18 protein-coding genes are annotated in these 26,965 nt (G+C 60.3%); 12 read left to right on the top strand and 6 right to left on the bottom strand.

From position 1 onward, the window contains the following. Positions 1–183: 183 nt before the first annotated feature. On the bottom strand, positions 184–4,170 hold the full coding sequence (locus HMPREF2928_RS01805) for a S8 family serine peptidase (RefSeq protein ID WP_070687195.1): 3,987 nt from the start codon (positions 4,168–4,170) through the stop codon (positions 184–186). Positions 4,171–4,432: 262 nt separating this feature from the next. Next, positions 4,433–8,380: a S8 family serine peptidase gene (locus HMPREF2928_RS01800; protein WP_371440515.1), complete on the bottom strand. Its 3,948-nt coding sequence runs from the start codon at positions 8,378–8,380 to the stop codon at positions 4,433–4,435. 364 nt (positions 8,381–8,744) lie between these two features. Here HMPREF2928_RS01800 and HMPREF2928_RS01795 point away from each other — a divergent pair, with 364 nt between their 5' ends. From HMPREF2928_RS01795 to HMPREF2928_RS01765, 7 genes are all read left to right on the top strand, one after another. Continuing rightward, positions 8,745–9,383, top strand: coding sequence for a hypothetical protein (locus tag HMPREF2928_RS01795; protein ID WP_070687191.1), 639 nt, complete (start codon positions 8,745–8,747; stop codon positions 9,381–9,383). Then, positions 9,380–10,195, top strand: a complete 816-nt coding sequence (locus HMPREF2928_RS01790; RefSeq protein WP_049353468.1) for a hypothetical protein — start codon at positions 9,380–9,382, stop codon at positions 10,193–10,195. The genes HMPREF2928_RS01795 and HMPREF2928_RS01790 overlap by 4 nt, the downstream gene beginning before the upstream one ends. Positions 10,196–10,311: 116 nt before the next feature. Next, positions 10,312–11,262: a hypothetical protein gene (locus tag HMPREF2928_RS01785; protein ID WP_070687189.1), complete on the top strand. Its 951-nt coding sequence runs from the start codon at positions 10,312–10,314 to the stop codon at positions 11,260–11,262. A gap of 183 nt (positions 11,263–11,445) precedes the next feature. Beyond that, entirely contained in the window at positions 11,446–12,693 is a 1,248-nt protein-coding gene (locus HMPREF2928_RS01780; RefSeq protein WP_070687187.1) for a pyruvate ferredoxin oxidoreductase, read from the top strand. 294 nt (positions 12,694–12,987) lie between these two features. Further along, a complete protein-coding gene (locus HMPREF2928_RS01775; protein ID WP_070687186.1) occupies positions 12,988–13,458 on the top strand; it encodes a DUF4870 domain-containing protein in 471 nt (156 codons plus the stop codon). A 235-nt stretch (positions 13,459–13,693) separates the two neighbouring features. After that, complete coding sequence (locus HMPREF2928_RS01770; protein ID WP_049338292.1) at positions 13,694–14,986, top strand: adenylosuccinate synthase; 1,293 nt, start codon at positions 13,694–13,696, stop codon at positions 14,984–14,986. Between the two features lie 171 nt (positions 14,987–15,157). After that, on the top strand, positions 15,158–16,195 hold the full coding sequence (locus tag HMPREF2928_RS01765) for a magnesium and cobalt transport protein CorA (protein ID WP_049354414.1): 1,038 nt from the start codon (positions 15,158–15,160) through the stop codon (positions 16,193–16,195). A gap of 37 nt (positions 16,196–16,232) precedes the next feature. On the opposite strand, the gene HMPREF2928_RS01760 is transcribed toward HMPREF2928_RS01765, so the two are convergent. The 3 genes from HMPREF2928_RS01760 to HMPREF2928_RS01750 all read right to left on the bottom strand — a co-directional run bounded on the left by HMPREF2928_RS01760 (position 16,233) and on the right by HMPREF2928_RS01750 (position 19,562). Further along, positions 16,233–16,916, bottom strand: a complete 684-nt coding sequence (locus HMPREF2928_RS01760) for an integrase (protein ID WP_070687185.1) — start codon at positions 16,914–16,916, stop codon at positions 16,233–16,235. 296 nt (positions 16,917–17,212) lie between these two features. Beyond that, positions 17,213–18,265, bottom strand: coding sequence for a FecCD family ABC transporter permease (locus HMPREF2928_RS01755; RefSeq protein ID WP_070687182.1), 1,053 nt, complete (start codon positions 18,263–18,265; stop codon positions 17,213–17,215). Positions 18,266–18,290: 25 nt separating this feature from the next. Next, positions 18,291–19,562 carry a FecCD family ABC transporter permease gene (locus HMPREF2928_RS01750; RefSeq protein ID WP_070687180.1) on the bottom strand — a complete coding sequence of 424 codons (1,272 nt, stop codon included), beginning with the start codon at positions 19,560–19,562 and terminating at the stop codon, positions 18,291–18,293. Between the two features lie 123 nt (positions 19,563–19,685). Between HMPREF2928_RS01750 and HMPREF2928_RS01745 the strand changes: the two genes are divergently transcribed. The 3 genes from HMPREF2928_RS01745 (at position 19,686) to HMPREF2928_RS01735 (ending at position 22,894) form a co-directional block, all read left to right on the top strand. Further along, a complete protein-coding gene (locus tag HMPREF2928_RS01745; RefSeq protein ID WP_070687209.1) occupies positions 19,686–20,708 on the top strand; it encodes an ABC transporter substrate-binding protein in 1,023 nt (340 codons plus the stop codon). Between the two features lie 312 nt (positions 20,709–21,020). Then, on the top strand, positions 21,021–21,932 hold the full coding sequence (locus HMPREF2928_RS01740) for a YwqG family protein (RefSeq protein WP_070687177.1): 912 nt from the start codon (positions 21,021–21,023) through the stop codon (positions 21,930–21,932). Between the two features lie 41 nt (positions 21,933–21,973). Beyond that, positions 21,974–22,894 (top strand): YwqG family protein, encoded by a 921-nt coding sequence (locus HMPREF2928_RS01735; protein ID WP_070687175.1) that lies wholly within the window; start codon positions 21,974–21,976, stop codon positions 22,892–22,894. Positions 22,895–22,990: 96 nt separating this feature from the next. Here the strand turns inward: HMPREF2928_RS01735 and HMPREF2928_RS01730 are convergent, their stop codons facing one another. Beyond that, positions 22,991–24,592 (bottom strand): ATP-binding protein, encoded by a 1,602-nt coding sequence (locus tag HMPREF2928_RS01730; protein ID WP_070687173.1) that lies wholly within the window; start codon positions 24,590–24,592, stop codon positions 22,991–22,993. 418 nt (positions 24,593–25,010) lie between these two features. Between HMPREF2928_RS01730 and HMPREF2928_RS01725 the strand changes: the two genes are divergently transcribed. Further along, a complete protein-coding gene (locus tag HMPREF2928_RS01725) occupies positions 25,011–26,471 on the top strand; it encodes an O-acetylhomoserine aminocarboxypropyltransferase/cysteine synthase family protein (protein ID WP_070687171.1) in 1,461 nt (486 codons plus the stop codon). Continuing rightward, positions 26,471–26,965 (top strand): CoA-binding protein (locus HMPREF2928_RS01720; protein ID WP_070687169.1); only part of this gene is annotated, 495 nt, incomplete at its 3' end. The genes HMPREF2928_RS01725 and HMPREF2928_RS01720, both read left to right, overlap by 1 nt.

The raw sequence follows: 26,965 nt of genomic DNA, 5'->3' as shown, positions 1-26,965 counted from the left end.
CGGAACATTACGCGTAAATAACAAAGCACCCAACCACAGAAAAAGGGAGCCGCACCGCCGCAGATAAACTGCAACGGTACGGCTCCCTCGGTAAAACCTGCTGAGGTAGCACCTACAGCGGTAGAACCTTACGAGCCCTTAGGCTCTGAGATTTTAGCTCCCGGAACCCTAGAATTCAGGTTTTTAGATTTCAGGGCTTTCCTTCAGCACACCCGTGCTGTAGCGGTACACGAACGCCGCCATAGCGTCGCGGTGCACCGGCTCCACGGGGCGGAACGAACCATCGGGCCAGCCGGTGGTCACGCCCTGCTCAGCCAGCCACGAAATCTCGCGGTAGAACTGCTTGTCGGTCGGAACGTCCGTGAAACGAGCCTGCGCGGGGGCAGTGTACTCGGGCGAACCAGCGTAACGGTAGAAGAACGCAGCCATCGCGTCACGGTTCACCGAACCCTCCGGACGGTACGTACCATCGGGCCAGCCGGTGGTGATGCCCTGAGCCTTCATCCACTCAATCTCCTTGTAGTAGGGGTGGTTGAGCGGAACATCAGAGAAGCTCGGGGTGGACGGCGCGGTGTACTGCGGCGAGCCGCTCATACGGTAGAAGTACGCAGCCATGGTTGCGCGGTCCATGTTGTTCAGCGGACGGAAGGTGCCGTCCTGGTAGCCGCGGTCAATCTGACGGGCAGCAATCCACGTGATTTCACGGTAGAACTGGTTATCCGCCGGAACGTCGGTGAAGCGTGCATCGTGGATGGTACGAGCCACCTTCACGACCTGCGCATGGTCGCCAGCGGCAACACCGTTAGCGGTCTTACGGCCGCTCAGGTCACCGGTCGCGTTGTGCATGTGCAGGAACAGAGCCTGATGCTCCTTGTTGTTGTTCTTGCGGTGAACGGTCAGCTGACCGCCGTCACGATCCACAAACAGGCCGGGCACGCCCGACTCCTCACCGGTGAACCAAACACCGGGGTTGAAGGGGGAGTACTCGATAGCGGAGGTGGTGTCCACGTAGGAGTTACCTTCGTTGTACCAGGTGTCGGTCTGCACCGTGTACTTGATGCTCTGAGCCTTCTCAGCGGTCAGGCCCAGGTCCTTCAGCGGCACGCCCAGAATCATGGTGTTGGTGTCCATGATGTTGGTGTCGGTATCGCCCCAGGCGTTGTTCAGCGGGTAGCGTGCCACCACGGTGGATGCGTTACCGGAGATGGACCAGACCTTCACCAGCGGGTAGTCCAGACCCTTCTCGCGGGTCACTTCCAGAACGTAGTCGGCGGTGGAGTCGTTGTTGGTATCAATCTGCACCTGTACCTGACGGCCCCAGTGCATGCTATCCCAGGTGCCCCAGGTCGAAATACCGAAGAACAGAGAACCATCGTTCGGGTTCTTGCCGGCAGCCTTCAACGCCGGAGCGTCCGAAGCGGCACCCACATACTGCAGGTCAACAGACTGGTTCGACGGCAGCTTCAGCTGACCGGACGGAATACGGTCACTGATCGCACCCAGCTCAAACGCACCCAGAAGCGAACGGTAACCACCCTGGTTCAGGGTCGTACCGCGCAGAGTCACCGTGGACTCCTTATCGGAGACGCCCTTGTAATCAATACGGGACGCATCCACACGCATCTTCGAGACGGGCTTCGGAGCCACGTGAATCGACTGGCGGATCGCCTCGCGACCATTCTCAGAGAAAATCAGGCGACCAGAAGCGCTCGCAATGTACTGGCGCTTACCAGCAGCCAGAGTCTTACCGCTCGTCCAGTCCTGAGCAACCTGGTCGGCGCTCATCGCCGGGTCCATGGTCTTCTCCAGCTTGGACGGGTCAATACGCACGGTCACGGTCACGTTCTTACGCTCACCGGCACCCACGCTCACCTGCTGCGGGTAGGAGTACTCCACACCCGGGATGGTCGTGCTTGCCTCGTAGCTCAGGGTGTAGGTGTGAGCCTGCGAATCGGTGTTGTCCAGCACGATTTCACGCTGGACAGTCTGAATACCCGAATCGGGGGTGTACTCCAGCACGCCAAACGCGGTCGAAACACGCTCGGGGGTCTTCGCATCGTACGCGATAACCTTCGCGTCCACGGCGGCGCGAGCATTCACCATGCCCGTACCCACACGATCCACCGCGTACTGCGCACCCTGCTCATTCTTAATCGGGGTGGACGCACCGTTCATCAGCGCAGCCTTAATCATCTGCGGGTTGTAATCCTGATGCGCCTGCATCACCAGGGCAGCAATACCGGTCACATGCGGGGTTGCCATCGAGGTACCGGTGAAGGAAACACCCTTATTACCCGTGCCCACAGCGGCAGAGACAATCTCAGTACCCGGTGCCGCAAGGTCAGGCTTAATGAAGCCATCAGAACCGTGCTGACCGCGAGCGCTCGAGGAATTCAAATCAAAAGCGTGTGAGTGAGGACCGCGGCCCGAAGCCTTGTAGTCCAGGTTCATCTCAACGGTTACCGGACCGGCTGCCAGAGCCTTCTCCAGGTCCTTCGTCGAAGAAGCAGTCAGACGCAGACCCGGAATGGTCGCATTACCACCAATGCCGATCGTGTAGCGCTCAGCCTTACCGGCCATCACCACACCAACACCGCCGGCAGCCTGAACATTATCGAAACGCACCTTCGAACCGCACGGGAACGTCAAATCGTCCTGATCCCACTCGAAGTAAACCCACTTACCCTTCAAAGCCTTCGCCTCTTCAGCAGTGAAAGCCTCGCAAGCGTAACGGTTACGCTTCGGTGCGGCAACAACCTCGCCGCGCAACTGATCAGCGGATGCCTTCGAATAATCGAAGTTCACCGAGTAATCACCCTGCAACCACTCCAAACCAGTCTTCGTGGTCACGCGGACACGGTCAATCGGCTGAGTCGAACCGTAGGCGTTCGCCACCGACAGCGCCGCAGCCGCATTCGCGGGGCTACCCGAATCGGAGTAGGTGTCACCCACACCGTTGTAGTTATTGGCGTTACCGGCAGCAGCCACAGTGAACACACCCTGGCGCGCCATCGTATTAATCATGTACGACTCAGGGTCGTCAGCCGGAGCGAACTCGCCACCGAGCGACAGGTTCACAATATCGGCGCGGTCAGAGAAATCACCGTCACCATTCGGGTCCATCACGGTATCGAGCGCCTTCATCACAACACTCGAATTGCCGTAGCAACCGAACACACGAATCGCCAAAATCTGAGCCTCAGGAGCAGTACCGGGGCCAATAGACATGCCCTTCAGCTGCTCCTCCGTCAGGTTCTTGTAATCGCCACGGTAAGTCGTACCGTTCGCCGTCACACCATAACCGGCGGCAGTACCCGCCACGTGCGTGCCGTGACCGCCAGAACCGAAACCATCCGGGCGGCAATCCAGCGGGTTATTATCCGGCTGCGGAGTCGACTTCTCAGCCACCGACGCATTGTAGTCATCACCGACCAAGTCAATGCCGCCAATGAACTTATTACGATCAATCAGACCCGAATCAGCGGACGGAAGCTCCGTCATCGCCTTAGCCTTCAGGTACGAATCCACCGTACCGGGGCCACCAAAATCAGCGTGCGTATAGTCAACACCAGAGTCAACAACCGCAATCTTCACGCCCTTACCCGTGTACCCCGTATTCTCACGAGTCCACGTGGCAAGAGTCTTCGTATCAATCTCGCTACCGGAGTTCATACGCTCCTTCGCGATAATCGGCGAAATACGCTCCACATCCGGGCGCTCCGCCAACGCACGAATCTGCGCAGCATCACCAGTAATCGCCGCACCACGCATCGCATTATGCGTGGTGTACATCAGCTTCGCGCCAGAAGCAGCCGCCACAGACTGAGCCTGCGACTGCACCTGGGCTACAATAGCCTGCACCTGCGCCTGACGGTTCGCCGGCGCCTCCTTACGTGCCAGAACAGCCGCGGACTGGGTCTGCTCATACGCGCCCTTGCCCTTGAACTGCACATACACGGTGATTTGGCCTTCAGCCTTCTGCAGACCCGGGCTGATACGCGAGGCAGCGTCACCGGATGCGCTCGCAGTGCTTCCTTCGACCTGCTGGGGGCTCTGAGCGTGAGCTGCAGAGAAAGTGGCGGGAACGCCGAGAGTAAGGGCAAGAGCTGCACTCAAACCGGTCGCACCGACAGCCTTCATTCTGCGGCGTGGCGCATGAGGCGTTGTCATGGAATCCTCCTTCGGATTTTCTATTTTTCGATAGTGCTGTGTGCTCTGTGGTTGTGTATCGGTGATGTGCGGAGGCGGCCCCACCGGCAGACGACGAGTGAGTGCATCCGCCGGTGAAACCGCCACCAAAACTTGAGAGGTTCCGGGGTCTTCAGGCCCCGGACCCTGCCGGTTCCGGGTACCCCTCCCACCTCCATGTAGGGGTAGGAGGGGGCAGGAGGTGGGAGGGGATCCGAACCGTTTGCTACCGGTTAGCTACCGTCTAGCGGCCGGCCTGGTTAGCAACCTTCTCGGTGTAGCGGTAGATGAATGCCGCCATTGCGTCGCGGGCAATGGGGGTTACCGGGCGGTAGGTGCCGTCCGGCCAGCCGGTGCTGATGCCCTTCGAAGCCAGCCACGTGATTTCACGGTAGAACTGGTTATCGGTGGAAACATCGCTGAAGTGGCTGGTTGCGGGCAGGTCCACGTGCGGGGAACCCGCTGCACGGTAGAAGAACGCAGCCATGGCGTCACGGTTCACCGGTGCGGAGGGGCGGAACGTGCCGTCCGAGTAGCCGGTGGTGATGCCCTGAGCCTTCATCCACTCAATCTCCTTGTAGAAGGGGTGCGTGGTGGGCACGTCCTTGAAGCTCGGAGTGGAGGGGGCAGTGAACTGCGGGGAACCCTGCATGCGGTAGAAGAACGCCGCCATTGCGCCACGTTCCACGGACTCCAGCGGGCGGTAGGTGCCGTCCGGGTAGCCGGTGGTGATGCCGCGCTGAGCCAACCAAGAAATCTCGGTGTAGAACTGGTCGCCGTTCTTCACATCGGTGAAGCGGGACGGAGTGATGTACTCGGTCTGCTGCTCCTTGATGTTCAGCACCTCGGCGCGGTTGCCCTTGGCGCCGTTGGTGCCGGAGAGGTCGCCGGTGCCGTTGTGCAGGTGCAGCAACAGCGCCTTGGCGGGGGTACCGGATTCGCCGAGCGCGGGGATTGCGTCAGCGGAGCGGTGCGCCGTCAGGGTGGTGCTGGAGGCATCCGGGTGGAGGCCAGCCACGGCGGAGGAGTCGCCGCTGAACCACAGCTTGGGGCTGAAGGGGCGGTACTTGATCCATCCGGTTTCGCTGACGTTACCCCACTCGTACTGGGTGGTTGCGCTGACTCGGTACTGGATGTCCGGGTTGTTTGCGCTGGTCAGGCCCAGGTCCTTGAGGGGTGCACTCATGATGAGGGTGTTGGTGTCCATCATGTTGGTGTCCACATCACCCCAGGCGCCGTTGAGCGGGTAGTAGCCGAGCTCGACGAGGTTGCCATTCTTGTAGCCGTAGAGGCGAACCAGCGGGTAGTCCAGGCCCTTAGCGCGGTCGGTGACCAGCTTGTAGTCGGCGCGGTTGTTGCCGTCAGTGTCGATTTCTACGGTAAAGGTGTTCTCGTAGGAGACAACATCCCAGTTCGCCCAGGTGGAGATACCGAAGCGCAGGGTGCCGTCATCGGCGTTGCCGCCGGCTGCCTTCAGTGCGGGCGCATCCGAGGAAGCACCGACGTACTGCAGGTTCGCCTTAACGTTGCTGTTCAGCGACAGGGAGGTGGGAGCCACACGGTCCACGCTCGCACCGTACTCGAACGCGCCGAGCAGGGAGCGGTAGCCGCCCTGGTTGACCTCGGTGCCGCGCAGCGAAATCTGGGACTTGGTCCAGCCGGTGTCTGCCTTCTGAGCCTCGTCGCTGGAGGGCTTCTGGGTGAAGGTGACGGTGTCTTCGGCAGCGTGCATGGTGCTCACGGGCTTGGGTGCCACGTGAACGGGCAGACGCAGCGCCTTGGTGCCGTCTTCGGTGAGGACGAGTCGGCCGGATGCGCTGGCAATGTACTGACGGTACTGTTCGGGAACGGTTTCGTTGCCGGTGTAGTAGTCAGTTGCGTTCTGGGTGGTGTCCATTGCTGCGTCGCGGGTCTTCTCCAGCTTGGACGGGTCGATGCGCACGGTGACTTCGAACTTCTTAGTTTCACCGGGTGCGAGGGTGACCGCGGAGGGGAAGGAGTATTCCACACCGGGAATATTAGTGCTTTCAGCGTAGGACAGGGCGTAGGTGTGTGTCACGGAGTCGGTGTTCTCGACCGTCACCTCGCGGGTGAGGGTCTGAACGCCAGTATCCGGTGCGTACTCGAGCACGCCGAAGCTCAGGGACACGGTACCGCTCTTGTCGGTGTTGTAGACGAGGGACTTCGACTGCACGGCAGCGAGGGTGTCGACTCGTCCGGCGCCCACACGGTCCACCGCGTATGCGGCACCGGATTCGGTGCGCACATCGTGGGTTGCGGTGTTCATGAGGGCGGACTTGACCTGTGCGGGGGTGTAGCTCGGGTGGCTCTGCATGACCAGGGCGGCGGAGCCGGTCACGTAGGGTGCCGCCATGGAGGTGCCGCTGAAGGTCACGGAGTTGTTACCGGTCGCCACCGCCGCGGAGGTGATGTACGAGCCGGGTGCCGCAATGTCGGGCTTGGTGTAGCCGTAGCTACCGTGGAAGCCGCGGGCACTCATGGGGTTCAGCTGATCCAGCTTATCGGTGTCCACGCGCAGGGAGGACTTCAGCTCGTTGCCGAGGCGCACGGTCAGGGGCTTACCTGCCGCTTCTGCTGCGGTGATCTGTGCACGCAGGTCCTTAGCGGCGGATGCTGCCAGGCGGAAACCGGGCAGGGTATCGTTACCGGCAATACCCAGGCCGGGTTCTTCGTCGTTGCCTGCAAGTAGAACGCCCTTGGCGCCTGCCGCCTCTAGGTTGTCGAAGCGCACCTTGGAGCCGCAGGCGAGTTCACCGTCATCTTTAGCCCAGTCGATGAGCACCCACTTGCCCTTTACAGCTGCCGCTTCGTCGGCGCTGAGGGCGTTGCAGGCGTAGCGGTTGTTCTCGGAGATTGCGGTGAGTTCACCGGTGAATTCCTTGGTGCCCGCCTGTGCCCAGGGGTAGGAGACGCTGTAGTCGCCGCGTACCTTGCGGGTGGTGCCGGTGGCGGGGTCGGTCAGCTCTGCCGCATCGACGGCGCGGGTGGAGCCGTAGGCGTTAGCTACGGTGATTGCGCTGGCTGCGGTGGCGGGGTGACCGGAGTTGGAGTAGGTGTCGCCGCGCAGGCTGTAGTCGTTGGCGTTACCTGCGGAGATCACGGAGAGCACGCCGGCGCGGGTGAGCGCGTCAACGGCGTAGGCTTCGGGGTCGTCCTGCGGGGAGAATTCGCCGCCGAGGGACATGTTGACCACGTTCACGCGGTCGGAGAAGTCGCCGTCACCGTTGGGGTCGAGGGCACGGTCGAGCGCCTCAATAACGACGTTGGTGCTGCCGCTGCAGCCGAAGACGCGGAAGGCGTAGATTTCAGCGTCGGGGGCGACGCCGGGGCCGATCTTCATGGTCTTGAGCTGCTCTGCGGTGAGCTTGCTGTAGTCGCCGGTGAAGGTGGTGCCGTCGGCGTTCACACCGTAGCCTGCCGCGGTGCCCGCCACGTGGGTGCCGTGGCCGCCGGTGGTGCAGTCGAGCGGGTTGCCGTCGGGGGTTGCGGTGTTGGTGCCGTCGTAGGCGTCACCGACGAGGTCGTAGCCGCCAGCAACCTTGGTGCGGTTGATGAGTCCGGAGTCTGCGGAGGGCAGCTCGGTGAGCTTGGATGCCTTCTCGTAGTCTTCGAGCTTGCCGCTACCGCCGAAGTCGGTGTGGGTGTAGTCGATGCCGGAGTCGATGACGGCGATCTTCACGCCCTTGCCGGTGTATCCGCCCGCGCCGGCGGGGTTGGTGGTGCCGGTCCAGGTGGCGAGGGAGCCTGCATCAATGGCGGCGCCCGCGTTCTGGCGGTACTTGGGCAGGATGGGCGAGATTTTCTCTACGTCGGAGCGGTTGGCGAGTGCCTTGATGGACTCGGCGTCACCGCGCACTGCCACGCCGCGTACCGCGTTGTGGGTGGTGTAGAGGACCTGTGCGCCGGACTGGCTGCTGACCTGCTGTGCCTGGCTCTGCACCTGGGAGGCGATTGCCTGCACCTGCGAGCTGGTGTTGACGGGTGCCTGCACGCCGGCGCGTACGCCTGCGGGCTGGGTCTGTTCAAAGGCGCCCTTACCCTTGAAGCGGACGAAGGCGGTGACGGTGCCGCTGGCGTTCTTCATGCTTTCGCTGAGTACCTGCTTGACGGCGTCGGGGTCTTCTGCGGCGTGGGCGGTGGTGCCCAGTGCTGCGAGGGGGCTCAGCGCCATGCTGAGGGTGAGTAGCCCGCTGCCGATTCGGCGTCGGTGCGACCGGCCGCGGGGGTTTGGGGAGGCGGTGTGTGTCACGGTGCTCCTTTGCTTGGCTCCCGGGGTGTTTCTGGGAGGCTTGTGGTGTTGTTCTGGTGGGTTCCAGCTGAACTTGAACACACTAGATGTGAACTAGGATACACCCCAAAGTGGCTTGTGAAGCGTTTATTACTCCTAAATGCATCAAAATGTGGACATGTTCGACTCTTTTCTTTTTCACGTTTTTCATTTGCATTTGGGTTCAGGTTCTTTTCAGGTTCGGTTGTTACTGTAAAACCATCTATTGAACATCTATCAAAAATGATGGGATAGGGAGGGCTGAACCATGGTCAAGCGACGCGTTTCTGGTGACGATTCTGTTCTGCTGATGTCGTCCCAGGTTGTTTACGGCCGTCCCGGCTCACTGTTGGAACGCATCCATAGGGGAGAGGTGCAGGGCATCCTCACCGAGTACAGCTCATCCGCCTGGCAGATTGGCGAGGTGGTCGGCTACGCCCCCGTGGAGAAGCCACCCGAAACCTTGGATATGAAGAGCCTATTCACAGACTGGAGCGGCTTCACCTGGTATGTGTTGGGGCCGCTGCTTCGGATGGTGTTCTGGGTGGTCTTTTTTCTCGTGCTGATGAGTCCGGTACTTTTCAGCCTGGGTTTCAGGGGAGTGGACGAGGAAACGGCGATGATTTTCTTTGCCTTGTTGATTCCGCTCTTTTATTTCCCTCCGCTGATTTTGCTTGTGGGCTTTGTTGGCCTCGTCGCAGAAATCTGGTTGCTGCTCCTCTGCGTAGGAAAGTTTCTAAATGCTGTTGGGGATGCTGTCGAATCGACGCGCCTGCTCATTAGGCAGCACAAGGTTCAGCAGGATTTTCAGTTCCGGCTGGTGTACGAATGCACCCCGCTTGACGGTAGCTCAGCTGAGGCATTGCTGCACCGCATCCTTGAGTCGCACCCTGAGGAGGAATCATGACCGCCGATAAGAATCAGCCCGCTTCCCCTGGTCAGCGTGTTTTGAAGATGGCACCGCAGGTGTATTACGGCTACCCCAACCCGCAGCTGATGCACATCCACGCGGATGACGTTCAAGAGACTCTCCCCGAGGAAGAATTGCCGGAGGAGCACGGCGGTGAACTGGTCGGGTACAGCCCCGTGTCGGTTCCTTACCGTAAGCCGAGTTCAGAGAGAGCTGGGAAGGAGGCGCTGGCGTACCTGGCGTTGGCTATCGTGGCGGATCCATTCGTCTATATCCTGGGAGGTCCTATCCTGGGCGAAGAAACCCTGGTATCTCTTTTTGGGGCAGGCGTAGGATTTTCGATGCTGAGCTTCGGCATTCTTCCGTTGGTGCTGTTCCTCTTCTCCCTGTGGGCTGTTATCAACTTCTTCGCTGTGATGGTGAAATCCACCGGTAAGCGCGAGACCGAGGAAAGAATCAAGTTCCGGTTGGTGTACGAGTACACCTCCTCCTCTGAAGGAAGCCAGGAGGGCGACGATTCACTTCGTTATGGTGATATCGACCAACCGGTGATGGACCCTGGCCCCCCGCCCACTTCGTTCCAGAAGCAGAAGGCATGGCTTCTGTTCTTGGGAGTTTCCGTGCTGAACCCCTATATTGCGGCGGCGATTCTCTCTGTCACCGCTCTGTTCGGGCGGGGAGAACTCGTCGCAGGTCTCTTTATGGCGGTGAATCAGGTGAGCGCAGGGCTCATGGGGATTCCCGGCATTATCTGGTTTGTGGTGTGGATTATGAGTATTGCGCGGCTTGCCGAAGCGAATGAGGCTTAAGCAGACTAGCCACTGGCTCAAAGAACAGCTGCGGGATTGAGCCCCCACGCACCGAACACACAATGTAGACAACACAACAGACACATAACAGCAGACAAGCATTGGAGGAGGTCACCGTGGCGGAGCATAGCGAAGCACCGAAAAACCCTCAGAACCCAACCGAGAAGAGCGGTAGTGAGTATCAGCCGCTGTGGGATATGGAGCAGCCCGCCCCCGATTACTCGGCTTTGCTGCTTCACGGAACACCCGTTCCCGCACCAACCGGGGAGATTCCCGAGCCAGTGAGGGAGGTTCTGGAAATACAGAAGGCTCGTTCTGCATCCGCCCCTGCTGACTCCGCGGTTCCTGCAGCACCTGATTCTGCGGTGCCAGCTCTGGCGGTTTCTGCTCCTGCGCCGTCTGTGCCGGCGGCGAATTTTTTCCCTTCGGCGGAGGGGTACCCGGTGCTGAATCGACCGCTGTATGGCCGCCCGGGCCCCACGATGCGCCGAATGTCCCCCATGGGCACGGATACTGGCGCATCTGCAAACCAGCAGGTGCCAAGTGTGTTTCCTACCTGGCAGGAGGGGAAAGTAGTGGGTACACCGCGACCCATCGGGTATATCTCAGCGACCCCACTTGCGGGCAAGGTGCGTGTATCAGACTTATGGTGGAAAGCCTGGCCTGAGTTCATAGTGCTCTTCTTCGTGGGTGTGGTGTTTAATCCCCTGACTTATCTTCTGCTGGCTACCGTTACAGAGGACCCTCGCTTCGGCGGGTTTGTTTACTATTTCTTCCTGATATTTTCTCTGGCAACGTTTGGTCTTCCCCTGTTCTTGTGGGCTGGTGCGCTGATTTTTGCGCTGATCCGAGTGAGCCGAAAGTACCGAGCGCTGAAATGGAAGGCCATGCCTCTCGGGTCGTTCTGGTTCTACCTGGTGTATGACCGCCTGCCCAGGGATGCCGAGGAGATGCAGGGAATCCTGGGCGCGGCGTCTTCGATGTCTTCCGTGGCGCCAGCCCCTCAGCCGCTGAGTGCCCAGAGCCCTACCTCAAGCCCTGTTCCAAACTCAGCGGATGCATCGTAGTCGACTTCCCGTGAGCCCCTGGACTCCGGTAGCGCTGAACCCCCGGCAGTGTTAACACGTGCGTGTTGGCGCTTGTCGGGGGATTTTTCTCAGCTTTTATCGGGCAGGTTTCAAGGGACTGCCCAGCGCACGCTGGTACGGTGGTGCCGCTAGGAGTATGTCTGGTAAGCGAAGGAGACGACCATGGCAGACCGACTCACTGAAAAGAAGGAAGCTGCAAAGAAGGACGAGGCGTACCAGCCCCTCTGGGACACCGACCAGTCCATCCCGGAATACATGGCGCTACTCATGGGCGAGCAGACGCAGAAAAATGAAGACGCTGAGCCGCACGAAAACTCCGACGACATCGAAGACGAAGAGCTAGAGCACCCCGATCCCGATTATGAATACGTTTACCCGGGTGCCCCCAAGCGCTACGACTCCGCGCGGGAAGACTCTCATGACAACGACACCGACGACATCGAAGAGCCGGAAGAGGCATCAGAAGATACCCCGGAAGATACTCACGAATCTCGTAAGGACGACGAGGCGAACCACCCGGTAGCGCTCGCCTCCTCTGCGCTCAACTCCACTGCGCCCACCCAGTCCACTGGGCCCGCCCAGCCTGTACTCTCTGCCCGTGAGCGGGCGCAAGCAATGCAGACTCAGGCAACGAAGACTCAAACCATGCACGCCTACGGCGAGTACGTTCGGTTGGAATCCCTCGGTTTGAGCCCGGGCGTTATCCTGCCGGTCATCCCCGACCCGCTCTTCGGCACCCCCGACTCAAAACTCATCGAAATGCGCCTGCTCGACCGCTCCCAGGATGAGTCCGCACCCATGCAGGCGTGCGCCGCCCACCTGAACCCGGTCAAGGTTGAGGAGAACCCCATATCGCGGGCGGCGATGATCCAGCCGGTAGGGTACGTTCCAGTGAATAGGCCACCGACGAGGTACAGCGTTGAAGACTTGAAGAAGGAGCTCACCCTCACGAACATTTCGCTTGGTGTACTGCTGATGCTGAATCCCTTCGTATTGGCGCCTCTTGCCAGCATTGTAGAACCCGAATATGGGTTTATGGTCGCGTTCATTTTCGTAGTGATTGGCGTGGGGTCAATCTTTGTGGTGCCGATTCTGTGGATCCTGGGCATTGTTCGCCTCTTCAAACGCCGGAATCAGATAAATGACCTCATCGAGGAGGGGCAGGCCCTGCCCACCGAGTTCTGGTACTACCTCGTGTACAACCGCCTGCCGGAAGGCTACACGGGCGTCAACGGCTTCACGAAGGAAGAAGAGGACTCTTTCTCGGTGTACGAGTTTTTGAAAAAGCAGGAACGCGCAAAGCTACACGAGTCTGCAGCACCGCGCGAGGCCGCCGCACAGTGCGAGGCCGCCGCACTACATAAGCCCGCCGCGCATCCTGCGCTCGCTGATGAAGAGAAACAGGACTAACCTCGGCCAACCCACACCGTAAAACGACCTGCCCCTCCACGCACGAAACACCGCGTGGAGGGGCAGCGGCGTCTTTTTCTTGTCATATTCGGGTTTCTTTGTCTGTTGTCCGGCGAGGGTTAATATTCCATTTACCTTGCCTTGATAGGGTGAAAACATCACGAGCGTTGCGACTAAGCAGAGCAAGGCGGGCACCCGCCGAAAACGGCGAGTTAGCCTGCCGCCGCGCCTCAATGATTAGCCGCACCTCAACGATTAGCTGTATCCACTCATCGATAGATTAGGAAAAGAACGATGTCCCAGAACCCGAACCCTGAACAGTACAACCAGTACTCCCAGCAGGCACCCTCCTACTCGCAGGCGCCGGGTCAGCAGCCCAACGGTTACGTAGTCTCCTCCAAGGACGACCAGAACATGGCGATGCTCGCGCACCTGGCTTCTGCAATTCTGTCTCTGCTGTCCTTCGCATCCGCAAGTATTCTCGCGCCGCTGATCATGTGGTTCATCTACAAGGACAAGCCCGGTTACGGTTTCACTAAGGAAGCATCCCGCCGCGCGTTTAACTTCAACTTCTCCCTGTGGCTCGTCAGCATGGCTTCCTGGCTGCTGATTATTCTGACCTTCGGCATCCTGGGCATCATCCTGTGGGTTGTCCCGACAGTTGTGACCGTCCTGATGGTTATCTTCCACAGCCTGGCTGCTATGGCTGCAAATCGCGGTGAGCAGTACACCTACCCGATGACTTTCATCGAGATCATCAAGTAGTCTTCATCAGCTCATACCGGTAGCGCCCCCGTCCGAATATCGGATGGGGGCGTTGCCGCGCCCGGTGAGGCTCACCGGCACCGGATCCGGCACGCCTACCGACTTGTCACACGGGACTTAAAGGGGCGGGCACGGTATCATTAGAAGAGGTGTGCCTACCCGGTTCATGAGGCGGTAGGTCGCCGCCGCGCCGTGAAATCCGGTGCGTATCTTCAAGGCTTTCAAGGAGCACAAAATGTCAGCTGTCGTGATTGTGGGCGCCCAGTGGGGCGATGAGGGTAAGGGTAAGGCAACCGACCTGCTCGGCCCCCGCGTAGACTACGTGGTCAAGCCCAACGGCGGTAACAACGCCGGTCACACCGTGGTGGTGAACGGCCAGAAGTTTGAGCTGAAGCTGCTGCCCGCGGGTATTCTGAGTGATAACGCCGTCCCCGTGATTGGTAACGGCGTGGTTGTTAACCCCGAGGCTCTTTTCGCTGAGATTGACGGCCTTGAGGCCCGCGGCGCTGACACCTCCCGCCTGAAGATTTCCGCTAACGCACACCTGGTCGCACCCTACCACCAGACCATGGATAAGGTGACCGAGCGTTTCCTCGGCAAGCGCGCTATCGGCACCACCGGCCGCGGTATCGGCCCCGCCTACATGGATAAGGTTGGCCGCCTCGGCGTGCGTGTTCAGGACATCCTGGACGAGTCGATCCTGCGTCAGAAGGTTGAAGGCGCACTGCGCCAGAAGAACGAACTGCTGGTGAAGGTCTACAACCGCCGCCACGTTGAGGTTGACGAGATCGTCGAGTACTTCATGTCTTACGCTGAGCGTCTGAAGCCGATGATTGTGGACACCACCCAGCTGCTGAACAAGGCACTGGACGAGGGTAAGACCCTGCTGATGGAGGGTGGCCAGGCAACCTTCCTGGACGTTGACCACGGCACCTACCCGTTCGTGACCTCCTCCAACCCGACCTCCGGCGGTGCGTGCGTCGGTTCGGGTGTGGGCCCGACCCGCATCTCCCGCGTGATCGGTATTCAGAAGGCGTACACTACCCGCGTGGGTGCTGGCCCCTTCCCGACCGAGCTGTTCGATGAGATGGGCGAGTTTCTGCGCACCACCGGTGGCGAGTTCGGTGTGAACACTGGCCGCCCGCGTCGTTGCGGCTGGTACGACGCCGTGCTGGCGCGTCAGGCTGTGCGCATCAACGGTTTCACCGACCTGTTCATCACCAAGCTGGACGTTCTGACCGGCCTGGATAAGATCCCGGTCTGCGTGGCTTACGACGTTGACGGTGTGCGCCACGACGAGATGCCGATGACTCAGACTGAGTTCCACCACGCTAAGCCGATTTTCGAGTACTACGACGGCTGGACTGAGAACATTTCGGATGCGAAGAGCCTGGATGAGCTGCCCGAGAACGCCCGCAAGTACGTGCTGAAGCTGGAAGAGATTTCCGGCTGCCGTATCTCCGCGATTGGTGTGGGCCCGGATCGTGACCAGACCATCGTGGTCCGCGACCTCATCAACGAAGACTAAGCGCAATAGCTCAATACGCGAAAGCCCCCGGAGGCTACCTTACAGGTGCCTTCCGGGGGCTTTTCGTATGCCGGGTGCACGCGCGGTGCATGTGACCGGGCGGGGCGTGTGCCGTATGCTGGAAAGAGCGCCTCGCACACGTGGCGCCACAGCGTTCAGAGGAGTACAACGATGACCTACATTACCGGAGCCATCTACCCCAGCGGAGACCGCATCCGCGTAGGCACACCCGAAGAAGAAACCCTCAACGCCTACCAGCAGCCCAACACCGCCGTAGCCCTCGGATACGCCAACGCCAACATCCACGAACTACACGCCCTGCAAGAAACCTTCAACCTGCACGAACTCGCCATCGAAGACGCCGGACGAGGCCACCAGCGCGCCAAACTAGAACGATACGGCGACTCCCTCTTCACCGTCATCCGCCCCGCCATCTACCTCGACAAAGAAGAAGAAGTGCGCCTCAGCGAACTGCACCTCTTCACCGGCCCCCGCTACACCCTCGCACTCGTCCGCGACGAACAACGCAGCAACCAGCGCATCAACGACCAGTTCAACCTGCTCTACGCCACCCCCGACGCATCCCCCGCCCGACTGCTGCACCGCATCCTCGACAGCACCGTCGACGGGTACGCACCCGTGCTCGATGGCCTCGAAAACGACAACGACGAAATCGAAGACATCCTCTTCTCCACCAACGAGCGGCGAGACGCCAACTCCCTCGCACAGCGCATCTACGAACTGCTCAACCAGGTCATCGACTTCCAGCGTGCCTGCCGACCCCTCGAATCCATGATTGGCCGCATTATCGAAGGGATGCGCACCGGCGCGCTCGACCCCTCACCCTACCCGGGCGTATCCGACGAAGAAAAGAACGAAGAAGCGGTCGAGCTCGCCCGGCAATTCCGCAACGTGCTCGACCACGTAACCCAAACAAAAGAACGCCTCGAAGACCTTCGCAGCTCCCTCGAAAACGCCCTGCGCGTGCACGACACCCTGCTCGGTCAGCAGCAGAACGACGACACCAAGAAAATCTCCGCCTACGCGGCGCTGCTCATGGTGCCCACCATCGTTGGCTCCGTGTACGGCATGAACTTTGAGGTCATGCCTGAACTCAAATGGGAGTTCGGTTACCCCGCCGCGCTGCTACTCATGGTGGGCTCCTGCCTGCTCCTCTACTGGTTCTTCAAGAAGAACAAATGGCTCTGATATGCGCGTATGCCGCATAAGGCATACACGATATACCTTATGCGGCGCGGTCGTACTGGGCACGCATCGCGCGGCGGCAATCACGACGCTCACGCTTGAACTTCTTACACACAGCCTCCGAATCGGCAAACATGTAGAAGTCCTCCGGCTCAGCCGACAGACCCAAAGTCGACAGCTCAACCAGCGACAGCATCGCGTAGAACATCTCGCGGCGCAGCTCAAAATTGCAGGCACCCGGAGCGGACTCCACCGCGAACACACCCCCGGTGCACTCCAGCGCGCGCATCGCCCAGTGCTGAGTCCACAGGTCACCATTGACCGGGCTCACGCCCAGGCGGGTCAGCGCCAGGCCGGTACCCTGCACACGTTCAAAGCGCAGGCACATCTCCAGGTCCTTCTCCAGGGGGAACACGAACAGCAGCGCGTTCTGCGCCGACGCACGCAGCTCAGCCAGGTTCGCCTCGTAACCGGAAGCGCCCTGAGTCAGCTGACGCATCACACGGCCCATAGTCGAAGACACCGGCGCGGTGCGGAAGCACGAACCCTCAGCCACCAGCTGCTCCAGAACGGCGCGGAGCTCCTCCACGTTGAAGCGCTCCATACGGACGATGGTGCCGGACTGCATCAGCAGGTTGAACTCTGCATCACGGCACAGCTGCTCATCTGCGGTGCAGGAAATCTCTGCGTTTGCGTACTGGCTCTCGTGAGTGGTGTTTTCCATGACCGTTCCTTCCGTAGATGCTGAATCAACCTAGCGGCGACACCGGAGGAGGCGGTGCGCCCGGTTGGAAGGATCGTCCCTTCCAACACCTACACTCTATGAGCGACCCCTGACACGATAAGCAGTTTTTAATCTACCCCGGGGTAAAACTGGGAAAATTCTGAAAAAATCTGAAACCACCCGTGAAACCCAGTGAAACCGCCCGTTAAACCCAGCGAAACCCCGCGAAACGCAGAAAACCGGGTGCCCCCACAGTGGGGAACACCCGGTCACTTACACGGAATGAGGCGGCAAATTTAGCGCTGACGGTACAGTAGCCACAGCATGTACACGCCACCCAGCGCGCCCGTCACCAGGCCCACCGGAATCTGGAACGGCGCCAACGCACGAGCCGACACAAAATCAGCCAGCACCAAAATCACCGAACCCAGAAGCGCCGAATGCCACATCGCCGTACCCGGAGTATTCCACAGGCGACGCGCAATCTGCGGGGCAACCAGCGCCAAGAAACCAATCGGACCCGCAACAGAAATCGCCACAGCCACCAGAAGCACAGCCGCCGCCACCAGCAGGTTCACGGTCTTCTTCACCGGCAGACCCAAACCCGCCGCCAAATCGTCGCCGAGCTCCAGGGTGCGCAGGCGGCGCGTCAGCAGAAGAACCAGCGGAATTGCTACCAGCAGCAGCACCGCCTGAACCGACATCTGGTTCCATGAGAGGGCATTCAGCGAACCGTGCTGCCAGGTCTTCGCCGCCTCCGCCTTCTCCAAATCACCGCGCGTAATCAGGTAATCATTTACGGAACTGAGCATCGCACTCACCGCAATACCAATCAGCACCATCTTCTGACCCATCGTCGCGCCACCGCGCACACCCGCCAGAAGCATCACCACAGCCGCCGTCGCAAAACCGCCAATAATAGCGCCCATGCCCATACCCACGCCGGTAGAACTCAACGACCCAATCAGCACCACAGACAGGGCACCGGTCGCCGAACCCACCGTGAAACCGATAATATCCGGCGAACCCAGAGCATTACGCGAAACCGACTGAAAAATAGCGCCCGACAAGCCCAAAGCCGCACCCACCACCACGGCGGCAAGCATACGCGGCAGACGCTGATTCAACACCAGCTGACGCTCAATCTCCGTGCCCTCACCCTGAAAAATCAGGCGAAACACCTGATCAGGGCTCATCTGATAACTACCAAACACCAGGGAGGCGACCGCCGCCACCACGAGCACCGCCACCACCAGCAGGGTACGCGGAATAGGGGTGCGGTAACGCCCAGGGATACGCACAGACCCGGCAACAACAGACCCGGCTACAGAACGAGACACAACGCTCACAATAAAACCTCTCAGAAACCGGGACCTACGAACCAGATACGCCAGTCGAACCAGACGAACCACCCACAACAGGGCGGTGAGCACGATGCGCCCCGTGCTCCGACACATGAGCCGGGCCCGCCTCGTCGTGCGCCTGCGCCTTCGAACCCAAGCGGCTCTTCTTCGCACCGCGCGCACCGGCACTCAAACGCAGCACCAGAACCATCAGCACCGGGGCACCAATAAAGGCGGTCACAATACCCACCTCAAGCTCACTGGGCATGACCAGAACGCGACCCAAAATATCGGAGGCAAGTACCAGCACCGGGCCGTACACCAGCGACAGCGGCAGCACACGCGCAATATCGGAACCCACCAGCAGACGCACCACATGCGGCACGACCAGGCCCACAAAACCAATCGGGCCCGCAACCGCAGTCGCCGCACCACACAGCGCCATAATCGCAATAATCGTCGCGCCACGGACCATTGTCACCGGCACACCCAGGCCGGCTGCCGCATCCTCACCGAGTGCCAGGGCACGCAGGGGACCAATCAGTATGAATGACAGCACCAGGCCCAGCGCCACAAACGGCAGCGCCGAGAGCACCTGCTCGAAGGTGCGGTTCTCCAGCGAACCCACCACCCAGAAACGGTGCGAATCAAAAGCCTTGGAATTAAACATCGTGATAATGCCGGTGATAGTGCCCAGGCAGGCATTCACCGCCACACCCGTAAGAACCAGGCGCGCCGTCGAATCCAGGTTCGGCTTAGAATCCACCAGGCCCATGACGAACACCAGCGCCGCCGCCAGACCCGAACCGGCCAGTGCCAGCCAGAGCTGCACGAACGGGGACGACACCCCAAAAACGCCCACGCCCACCACCACGGAGGCGGCAGCACCCGAGTTCACACCCAGTAGGCCAGGCTCAGCCAGCGGGTTACGGCTCAACGCCTGCATGAGCACACCCGACACCGCCAACGCGGCACCCACCAGCAACGCAGCGGCGGTACGCGGGGCACGCTTCGCCCAAATCAGCTTCGACTCGATAGTGTTCGCCTCCGGGTGGAGGAAACCGTCAATGGAGCGGTCCAGGGTGAACAGGCGCGAACCCACCGTAAACGACAGGGCGCAAAGCAGCACTAGCAGAACGCCGCCAATAATGAGCGCAACCGCTAGACGCGAGATAGACTTGCCACCCTGACCGCCAGAGGAGGCGCCAGATACGGCGTCCGAAGAAGCGGAGAGGGCACGAATTTTCGCCAGGGAAGCAGCGCTAACGGCGGGTCCGGAAGAGGGGGAGGTCTGTGGTGTCATAGGCTTTGGAGGTGGTGGGGGAGCGGTGTGCTCCCGTGCGGACGGAGGATGCTTAACGTATCAATAGATAAGTATTAAGTATCGCATATGCATATATGAGGTTATCCTAATAATATGGCAAATATGACGAACAAGATCACCCGCCGCTCCTTCGGCGCACTCGCACTCGGTTCCTTCGGCGCCCTCGCCCTGGCGGCATGCGGCTCCTCCAACACTTCCGGCTCTTCCTCCTCCGCGTCTGCTTCTGCGACCGGTAAGAAGGTGGCACCCTCCGCCCTGCCCTCCGGCATGGGCACCACCACCGTTGACGGCGAATTCCCCCGCACCGTCAAGCACTTCCGCGGTGAAACCACCATCAAATCCGCACCCTCCAAGGTCGTGATTCTCTCCACCGGTCAGCTCGACGGCGTGCTCTCCCTGGGCGTCGTGCCGGTCGGCGCAGCAACCGCCGGTGACGCCGACCTGGTCCCCACCTACCTGAAGACTAAGTTCTCCGATAAGTCCGCAGAGCTCGACAAGATTGCTAAGGTCGGCAAGCGCACCGACCCGGACGTTGAGGCCATCGCAAATCTCAAGCCCGACCTGATCCTCATCAACAACACCAACAAGAAGGGCGAGCTGTACGAGTCCCTCGCGAAAATCGCGCCGACCGTGGTCACCGAGGGCACCGGCGTCAACTGGAAGCAGGACTTCCTGCTGATTGCAGCCGCGCTGGGCACCACCGAGAAGGCTGAGAAGCTCATGGAGGAGTACAACACCAAGGCGAAGTCGGTCGGTCAGAAGGCTGGCAGTGAGAAGACCTTTTCCTTCCTGTACACTTCCGCTGACCGCACCCGCATCTTCGCGAAGTCCTCGTTCGTGGGTTCCATCTGCGCGGATGCGTCCCTGGCGCGCCCCGCAGCTGCGCAGGTTGAGAAGACCTCCATCGATTTGAGCTCCGAGCAGCTTGACCAGGCTGACGGCGACTACCTGTTCTACGGTGTGCAGGGCGGCGACGCGTCCAAGCTGACCGGTGAGGCACTGTGGAGCACCCTCAAGGCTGTCACCGAGAAGCACGCGCACAGCGTGGATTCTGACATGTTCTTCCTGAACGCTGGCCCGGCTGCCGCGTTTGGCATTCTGGAGACCATCGAAAAGGCGCTCTAAGCCTTTCACCGTCTCGTGTAGAGATTCACTGAGAACCACTGAGTTCCACTGAGAATGACTGGGAAGCCCCGCATTCTTGCCTCTCATGCCCGCGCATGAGGGTGAGGAGGCGGGGCTTTCTGTGCGCACGCACTTGTTTTCTGCGTGCTGTGTACCTGCTTTTTTACCCACTGGATGCACTCGTGACCGGAATCGGTGCGCGCCCGCCCGAAATAGGGTCTAATGGGGGTAGAAGGCGCAGCGGTACCGTTGCCCGCGCCTGACACACCGAACCTTCCACACCGATTAATTCACCGACGAAACGAGCACGTAATGCCGAAGAATAAGCCCTCCGAAGAGACCCTGGCGCAGGTACGCCGCGTCATCGACGCACTCAACGAGCGTGGCGCCCGCAAGCAGGCAATCCGCCTGAAGGTGACCCGCCCCGATGCGCCGCTGCCGCAGACTGCCTCCAAGTTTGGTGGCCGCCCCTACCTGCCCGCCGGGGAGTCCGCGCCGACCAATGAGAAGGGCGAACCGCTGGGCATGATCGCCCAGATTAACTGCACCGACCTGCCCGAGAACGACCTGTACCCGGCGACCGGTCTGCTACAGTTCTGGATTAACCCCAACGACGAAGAGTGCTTGTGGGGTTACGACTACGAGAACCCGCTCTCGCAGAAGAATCACCGCGTGGTGTACTACGAGACTCTGGGCGAGCCGAACCCGGATGCGCCGTTCTCGACTCCCCTCCCGACCGTTGACTGGGGTGATTACGGCTGGCCTCTGGGCTCCGAGGGCGAGGGCGTTTCCGAGGCGACCACCGAGTACGCCCTCGCCTTTGAGCCCTGGGAGCAGGGCTTCCTGGATGGCGGCTTCGAAATCTACGACCAGTTCGCTGACGCCTGGGACGAAATGTACCCGAACCAGAAGCTTCCCGAGGAACCGAACGCACGCGATAACGCCTCCTACAACCTGCTGGAGCCCTTTGAATCGGAGGAGAGGGATTACTCGCATATTGGCGGATACCCTTCGTTTGTGCAGGATGACCCGCGCGACGAGTTCGAGGAGCTGCGCGGCCACACGGTGAACCTGCTGACTATCGAGTCGGAGTGGGGCGAGGACGCTGAGGAGGACGTATACGTGATGTGGGGTGATGCTGGTGCGGCGAACTGGCTGATTACCCCGGAGGCGCTTGCCGCCCGCGATTTCTCGCAGGTCGTCTTTGAGTGGGCTTGCGGCTAGGCACCGTACTACTTTCACATCATCAATGAGGAGATTCTAAGATGCTCAACAACAAGCCGTTCAAGGACATTGAGAAGCAGGCGAAGCACGTTATTGACCTGCTCAACCAGGAAGGCGCCCGTAAGAAGGCTATCGCTCTGAAGCCTTTCGTTCCGGCCGAGCCCTTGCCGCAGACCGCATCCAAGTTTGGTGGCCGTCCGTACCTGCCCGCTGGCGAGTTGCCTCCGACCAATGAGAAGGGTGAGCCGCTGGGCATGATCGCGCAGATTAACTGCGCCGACCTGCCCGAAAACGACATCTACCCGGCGACCGGTCTGCTGCAGTTCTGGATTAACCCCAACGACGAAGAATGCTTGTGGGGCTTTGACTACGAGAACCCTCTTTCGCAGAAGAATCACCGCGTCGTCTACTACGAGACGCTGGGTGAGCCGAACCCGGATGCCCCGTTCCCCAACATTGACTGGGACGAGGGCGGCTGGCCCATCGGCGGTTTCGACTGTGAGAGCGGCCCGCTCGAAATTGAGTACGGCATGACCTTTGAAGTACGCGAGCAGGGTGTGACCGCCTCCGGCTACGACTACTACGACGTTTTTGGTGCGAAGTGGGATGAAATCTACCCGGATGAGTTGCTGCCCGAGGCACACGAGAACCCGTATAAGAACCAGCCTCGCCGCGAAGCTCTCTACGAGCTGACGGAGCCTTTCGAATCGGAGGAAGAGTACTCCCACGTGGGCGGATACCCGTTCTTCGTGCAGAATGACCCGCGTGACGAGTTCAAGGAGCTGCGCGGCCACACGATGAACCTGCTGACTATCGTCTCCGAATCGGAGAATGAGGAGAACGAAGACGAGGAGATTGAGATCATGTGGGGTGATGCCGGTGCGGCGAACTGGCTGATTACTCCGGAGGCGCTTGCCGCCCGCGACTTCTCGCAGGTCGTCTTTGAGTGGGCTTGCGGCTAAACGCGGTTTTGGCTGAATAGTCGAAGGGGGAGGAAAATAGAGAATAACCGCTCTATTTCCCTCCCCCTTTTTTTGTGTACCTTTTATCGGGCACGTCTAAGCAGCGCGATACTTACGGTTCTTACTACGCGGCGGAGCCGTAGGAACAATCAGCTTCGCCTCCACAAGACGGCGCAGATCATTCGTAATGGAGGTACGTGAAGCGCCCCGACCCCAATGCTCTTGGATATACGCCGTGGAAACAGCCTCGCCCTGTGCACGCAGACCGCGCACAATACCAGCCTGGCGTTCGCTGAGGCCGTCAAGCGACGCATCGGCGCCCGCCGGTTTGACGGCATCGGCTGAATGTTTGCCCGCGGCATGGGTTGCGTGCTGAGTCTTATCCTCAGGCGCGGTCTTCTGTTCCGTAGAAGACACATCCTGCGGGGGCTGCATCAGAGTGACCTGCACATAGAGTAGACGGTCAGCAAACTGGGGAGCGGGCAGACCCGCCTCCTTCAGCGCGCGCAGAACCGTGGGAATACCGGAAGCCCTATTCTCTGCAATCAAACGCCCCGTCCCCGGGTCGGGCAGGTCAGTCAGAATGCTTGCCAAGTAGCTATTGCGGGTTGAAGAAACACCGGGCTGACCGAAATCTCGGATAGTCACAGCACCGTAAATACCACCCGGGCTACGCACCACCAGGCGGTTGGTGTAGAGCTCAACCTGCACCTGCGAGCCGCGCGCACCAGGCGAGTAGTCGCGGTGCATGAGGGCGTTGACCAAGAGCTCGCGGATAGCCTCCAGCGGATACTCGTAGCGCTCAACCCGCCCGATGCCGCTACTGTTGAGACCCTCCATCGTGGACGTTTTGCGCATATTACGAACCAAAACGCCCATAGCTTCATCCAACATGGAGGGGATAGGCCCGGTACAGCTGTGATTGTCCAGAAAACGTCGACCGTCCTCAGTGACCTCACCAAGCTCTTCACCGGGAAGAACAACAACGCTCATCATCAGCTGCGGGAAGAACGCCTGCGGGTAGGATCCCATGGCGAGAAGCGCCCCAAGAGTGGGCACTTCTCGGCCCTCAGAATCGATGCGTAGAATGCGTGCCTGCAGAAGAACCTCACGGTCAGAAAGCGCCGCAAAAACGCGAGGCTGCTCCTCGCGGAGGCGAGCGACATAGGCACTCACAAGGGTGGGGGAGAGGTCCTTGAACCTTGCCTCGCTGACCAGCTCCTCGTCGTAGCGGGGCTGACTGCGGTTCTCTAGGAGGCGATCAATCTCGTACTTGGTGAGGCGAATATCGGCCTCGCCGACGCGCTGGTAGGAGCCGTTATACATGCCGTGTGCTTCGATGTAGTAGGGCTTCTGTGTCGGGTCGCCGGGGAGCACATCGATGCGCACGATACGGTGCTGCTCGTCTGCCGCCTCAATCTGAATATCTACCGGGGGTCGAGGTGTGATCTTGGAACGGATTGCCTCAACGGATGCGTCGTGGACTGCCTGTGCGTTGAAACCTTCAACTGGCTGTAGACCTTCTGCCGGGTCGGTCAGGCCAAGAAGAATGGTGCCACCGTCTCCATTGGCGAAGGCACTAACGGTTTCAAGAACGGACTTGGGGAACCCGCCAGCTGCAGCTTTGACTTCTACTCGCCCGTTTTCCGCCTGGCTACGGCGTAGGTTTTCGATGAGTTCGGCGGTGTTTGTTTCCATGCATGCTCCCGATGGCTACTTCTTGGTGAACGTCATAGCAACGTCATAACAGCATCATAACAATTTCTGTGATGATGCTGTTATGATTCTGCGATGATGTTGTTATGATGCGGTATTCTCACCACTCTTAGGATCTTAAAAACCCCGGAATTGCAGGCTAAAACCGGGCATTCCTGTCGGTCTCATTGACCGCGCATCATAACAACCGTCATAACAACTTCTGTTATGACGGCTGATATGATGCCCCGCTAAGACCCGTACGGCAGTCCCTGCTCACCGAAAATAGCCCGTCATAATCCGCAATAAACGACATATAGGTACCCGCACTTGGTGCACCCCGCCGCCGGTGGCACAGTATAAAGTCGAGCCACTATCGACTCCCCGCACACAGGCGGGCAGATACACCAGGAGCAAACCAATGGCTGAACACACTTTCGGCTTCCGCACCCGCGCACTACACGCGGGCGGCACCCCCGACGCTGAACACGGTGCCCGCGCGGTCCCCATCTACCAGACTTCCTCCTTCGTCTTCAAAGACGCTGACGACGCCGCGAACCTCTTCTCCCTGCAGAAGTACGGCAACATCTACTCGCGCCTGTCCAACCCGACCGTCGCCGCACTGGAGGAGCGCATCGCCTCCCTCGAAGGCGGTATCGGTGCGGTAGCGACCGCCTCCGGCATGGCTGCCGAGTTCATTACCTTCGCGGCTCTGTGCCAGCAGGGCGACCACATTGTGGCTTCTTCGCAGCTGTACGGCGGCACCGTCACCCAGCTGGACGTGTCCCTGCGCCGCTTCGGCATTGAAACCACCTTCGTGCCCGGCACCGACCCCGCCGACTACAAGGCGGCACTGACCGAGAACACCAAGGCGATCTACACCGAGATCGTGGCGAACCCCTCCGGTGAGGTTGCCGACCTGGAAGGCCTCGCAGAGGTCGCACACGAGGCGGGTATCCCCCTGGTCGTGGACGCAACCCTGTCTACCCCCTACCTGATTCGCCCCATCGAGCACGGCGCGGACATCGTCATTCACTCGGTCACCAAGTTCCTGGGCGGTCACGGCACCACCCTCGGCGGTATCGTCGTCGAGTCCGGTCGTTTCAACTGGAGTAACGGCAACTTCCCGTCCATGACCGAGCCGGTTCCCTCCTACAACGGCGTGTCCTGGTGGGGTAACTTCGGTGAGTTCGGTTTCCTGACCAAGCTGCGTTCCGAGCAGCTGCGCGACTTCGGTCCGTCGCTGAGCCCGCAGTCCGCGTTCAACCTGCTGCAGGGTGTTGAGACCCTGCCGCAGCGTATGGACGCGCACCTGGCGAACGCTAAGCAGGTTGTCGCCTGGCTGGTTGAGGATCAGCGTATCGCCTACGTGAACTACGCTGGCTTGGAAGACCACCCGCACCACGAGCGTGCGAAGAAGCTGCTGCCGCTGGGTGTCGGTTCCGTGTTCTCCTTCGGCGTGAAGGCGACCGAGAAGGCTTCCGGCCGCCTGGTCGGCGGCGAGTTCATCGGCGCCCTGCAGCTGGCAAGCCACCTGGCGAACATCGGTGACGCCCGCACCCTCGTGCTGCACCCGGGCTCGACCACACACCAGCAGCTGACCGCTGAGCAGCTGGCTGCTGGCGGTGTCGGTGAGGACCTGATCCGCATTTCCGTGGGTCTGGAAGATATTGAAGACATCATTTGGGACCTGGATCAGGCGCTGACCTACGCAACCGGCCTGAACCACGCCGGTGAGCGTGTGGGCGAGTCCAGCGCAGACAAGGTTGTGGAGGCTGAGGAGGCGGTTGCCGCCGCTAAGGCCGCCGAGGACGCTGCTGCCGCTGAGGCTGCTGCTGGCGCATCCTGCTCCCTGCCTACTACCACTCAGGAGGAAAAGTAATGACTGAGAAGCGTACCTGGGTGGGTCCTTCCGCCCCTGAGCGTCTGAACATTCTGCGTAATACCCGCACGATTGCGATTGTGGGTATGAGCGATAAGATTTCGCGTGCCTCGTACTTTGTGGCAACGTACCTGCAGTCGGCGTCGCCGTACAAGCTGTATTTTGTGAACCCGATTCTGGCGGCAAAGGGCAAGCTTGTGCTGGGTCAGCCGGTGTACCCGTCGCTGCAGGACCTGCCGGAGGTCCCGGATCTGGTGGAGATTTTCCGCCGTAATGAGGACCTGCCGGGCGTGGTTCAGGAGGCTGTGGACCTGGGCGCTAAGACCGTGTGGATGCAGCTGGGCTCCTGGAGCGAGGAGGCCGCCGCGATTGGTGAGGCTGCCGGCCTGAACGTGGTGATGGATAAGTGCGTGAAGATTGAGCATGCGCGTTTCCACGGTGGCCTGCACCTGGCTGGTTTCAACACGGGCGTGATTTCTTCGAAGCGTCAGGTG

The sequence above is a fragment of the Rothia sp. HMSC072B04 genome (genome assembly GCF_001813725.1).
GTDB classification, from domain to species: domain Bacteria; phylum Actinomycetota; class Actinomycetes; order Actinomycetales; family Micrococcaceae; genus Rothia; species Rothia mucilaginosa.
The sequence above is the reverse complement of the archived record's forward strand: the minus strand, read 5'-3'. Positions and strand labels throughout refer to the sequence as shown.